3 protein-coding genes and 1 pseudogene are annotated in these 2,897 nt (G+C 71.3%); 1 reads left to right on the forward strand and 3 read right to left on the reverse strand.

Annotation, left to right across the window (positions count from 1 at the left end):
* Window positions 1-310, forward strand: a pseudogene (locus ACFWI9_RS30400) (hypothetical protein); the annotation flags it as partial.
* 72 nt (window positions 311-382) lie between these two features.
* On the opposite strand, the gene ACFWI9_RS30405 reads toward ACFWI9_RS30400, so the two are convergent.
* Genes ACFWI9_RS30405 through ACFWI9_RS30415 form a run of 3 tightly spaced genes read right to left on the reverse strand, consistent with a single transcriptional unit; the run spans window position 383 to window position 2,684 of the window.
* Window positions 383-1,384: an adenosine deaminase gene (locus tag ACFWI9_RS30405; protein WP_387167306.1), complete on the reverse strand. Its 1,002-nt coding sequence runs from the start codon at window positions 1,382-1,384 to the stop codon at window positions 383-385.
* Window positions 1,385-1,394: 10 nt separating this feature from the next.
* Window positions 1,395-2,303 carry a ribonuclease Z gene (locus ACFWI9_RS30410; protein WP_387167309.1) on the reverse strand — a complete coding sequence of 303 codons (909 nt, stop codon included), beginning with the start codon at window positions 2,301-2,303 and terminating at the stop codon, window positions 1,395-1,397.
* 21 nt (window positions 2,304-2,324) lie between these two features.
* Window positions 2,325-2,684, reverse strand: coding sequence for a histidine triad nucleotide-binding protein (locus ACFWI9_RS30415; protein WP_387167312.1), 360 nt, complete (start codon window positions 2,682-2,684; stop codon window positions 2,325-2,327).
* Window positions 2,685-2,897: the final 213 nt, after the last annotated feature.

Consider the following 2,897-nt stretch of genomic DNA (forward strand, 5'->3'; position numbering starts at 1 on the left):
GCGGCCCCGGGGTTCGCCGGGGTGGGGGGCCCGCCCCCCCCTCCCCCACCCACCCCCCCGGGCCGGGGCGCGCGGCACCCGCCCCCGGGCCACCCGCCCCACCCCCCGCCGCGGGGGCCCCCCGGCGGCCGTCGTCGCCGGGGCGGCAGGAGCGGCCGGTGCGCCCGGTACGACGGGAGTGGCCCCGGCGGACGCCCCTGTCCCGCAGACCGGCGCGTACGAACAGCCGGTCACCGAGATCCCGGCGCCGGTAGGGGCCCGGCACCGCCTGCTCATCCGCGACCGGTCGTCCAAGGTCCTCGCCTCCTGAGCCGCTGAGCCTCAGGGAGCGCTGGAACGGAGCCCGGGACCTGGAGGGGGGGTCCCGGGCTCACGTGCTGCCTCAGGAACCACCGAACTCGTACGCGTCCACCGCGTCCAGATACCGCCTGCGCCGCGGCTCGTCGTGCTCCAGGAAGGACGCCGCGAACGAGTTCCGCGCAAGCTGCCGCATCTGCTCCCGGTCCAGGCCCAGGGCCTCGCGTACCGCGTGGAAGGTGTCCCCGATATAGCCGCCGAAGTACGCGGGATCGTCGGAGTTGACGGTCACCAGCAGACCGGCGTCCATCATCGCGCGCAGCGGATGATCCTCCAGGGTGTCCACGGCGCGCAACCGCACATTCGACAGCGGGCACACGGTCAGCGGAATCCGATCCCGTACCAGCCGCTCCACGAGTGCCGGGTCCTCCATCGCCCGCAACCCGTGGTCGACGCGCTCCACACCCAGGATGTCGAGGGCCTCCCAGATGTACTCGGGCGGCCCCTCCTCCCCCGCGTGGGCGACCTTGCGCAGCCCGAGGGACTCTGCGGCGGCGTAGACCTCGCGGAACCCGGCGGGCGGATGGCCGGCCTCCGCCGAGTCCAGCCCGACTCCGCTGATGTGGTGGAGATACGGCTTGGCGGCGTCGAGCGTGGCCATCGCGGAGTCGGCGGACTGGTCGCGCAGAAAGCACATGATCAGCTGGGTGGAGACGCCGTGCCGCTCCTCGGCACGGTCGAGGGCGTGGGCGAGCCCCTCGACCACTGTGCCGATGGGAACCCCGCGGGCGGTGTGCGCCTGCGGGTCGAAGAAGATCTCCGCATGCCGTACGCCCTGTGCGGCAGCCCGCGCGAGATAGGCGTCGGCGAGTTCGGTGAAGTCCTCGGCGGTGCGCAGCACCGCCATCAGCTCGTAGTAGAGGTCGAGGAAGGACTGGAGATCGGCGAAGAGGTACGCCTTGCGGAGGTCTTCGGTCCCGGCGTAGGGGAGCTCGATCCCGTTGCGTTCGGCGAGGGCGAAGGCGAGTTCGGGTTCGAGGGTGCCCTCGATGTGGAGGTGCAGTTCGGCCTTGGGCAGTGCTGGCATCGGTGCTCGCTCAGGGTGCGCGTTTGGGCAGGGGTACGCGGACGAGGTCCTGGGCCACGGAGAGTTCACCGTCGAAGCCCGCCGCACGGGCCTGCCGTTCGAACTCCCCTGGGTCGTTGTAGCGCTGGGAGAAGTGCGTCAGCACGAGGTGCCGTACGCCCGCGTCCCGTGCCACGGCCGCGGCCTGCCCCGCGGTGAGGTGGCCGTGGTCGGTGGCGAGTTGCCGGTCCTCGTCGAGGAAGGTGGACTCGATGACGAGCATGTCGCAGCCGTCGGCGAGTTCGTAGGCACCCTCGCAGAGGCGGGTGTCCATGACGAAGGCGAAACGCTGTCCCCTGCGTATCTCGCTCACGTCTTCGATGCCGACCCCGCCCAGGGCGCCCTCGCGCTGGATGCGGCCCACATCGGGGCCCTTGATGCCGTGCGCGGCCAGCCGTTCGGGGAGCATCCGGCGGCCGTCCGGCTCCGTGAGCCGGTAGCCGAAGGACTCCACGGGGTGGGAGAGCTTGCGCGCTTCGAGCGTGTACGGGGGCGTGGCGGCGAGCACACCGTCGTGGGCGACCGGGTGCTCGTTGACGCGGACGGTCTCGCGGTAGGCGGTGGCGTACCGGAGCCGTTCGAAGAAGCGCTGCCCGCTCGCCGGGTAGTGCGCGGTGACCGGGTGCGGGACCTGGTCGAGGTTGACGCGCTGGATCACCCCGGCGAGGCCGAGCGAGTGGTCCCCGTGGAAGTGGGTGACGCAGATCCGGTTGATGTCGTGCGCGGCCACCCCGGCTCGCAGCATCTGCCGCTGGGTGCCCTCGCCCGGGTCGAAGAGGATGCCTTCGCCGTCCCAGCGGAGCAGATAGCCGTTGTGGTTGCGGTGCCGGGTGGGGACCTGGCTGGCGGTGCCGAGGACGACCAGTTCGCGTACGGACATGGGTGGCTTCGCGCCCGTCGGCTAGCCGGGAGGCCAGTTGAGGCCACGGCCGCCGAGTACGTGGGCGTGCGCGTGGAAGACGGTCTGACCGGCGCCGGAGCCGGTGTTGAAGACGATACGGAAACCGGTCCCGTCGATCTTCTCGTCGGCCGCGATCTCGGCCGCCTCCCGCAGTATGTCGGCGGCGACGGTGGGCTCGGCGGCGGCCAGCGTGCCGGCGTCCGGGTAGTGCACCCGGGGGATCACCAGCACATGGCTCGGCGCCTGCGGGTTGATGTCGCGGAAGGCGACGGTCGTCTCCGTCTCGCGGACGATGGTGGCGGGCACATCCCCCGCGGCGATCTTGCAGAACAGGCAGTCGGCTTGCGGTTCTCCCGCCATGGCCCGGCCCCTTCCCGACTCCGGTGATCAGTATGTGCGCATGCTATCCCCGGAGCGGCGGACGGGGGTTCCCCGCCCATCCGCCGCGTGAGCGACGCTCAGGGTCAGTACACCTAGTTGTACTGCCCAGGCAGGTTGGTCGAGTTTGTGCGACGACACGGTCTGAATCTGGCTGACGACGAAGGCCTCCGGTTGTGGAGTGGAGCTGTCTAG

This window comes from Streptomyces sp. NPDC127084, assembly GCF_042724175.1.
In the GTDB taxonomy this organism is placed as follows: Bacteria; Actinomycetota; Actinomycetes; order Streptomycetales; family Streptomycetaceae; genus Streptomyces.

What these genes read in the sequence shown, in the direction of transcription:
- ACFWI9_RS30405 (WP_387167306.1), bottom strand. Translation starts at nt 1,384, where the DNA reads ATGCCAGCACTGCCCAAGGCCGAACTGCACCTCCACATCGAGGGCACC.
- ACFWI9_RS30410 (WP_387167309.1), bottom strand. Translation starts at nt 2,303, where the DNA reads ATGTCCGTACGCGAACTGGTCGTCCTCGGCACCGCCAGCCAGGTCCCC.
- ACFWI9_RS30415 (WP_387167312.1), bottom strand. Translation starts at nt 2,684, where the DNA reads ATGGCGGGAGAACCGCAAGCCGACTGCCTGTTCTGCAAGATCGCCGCG.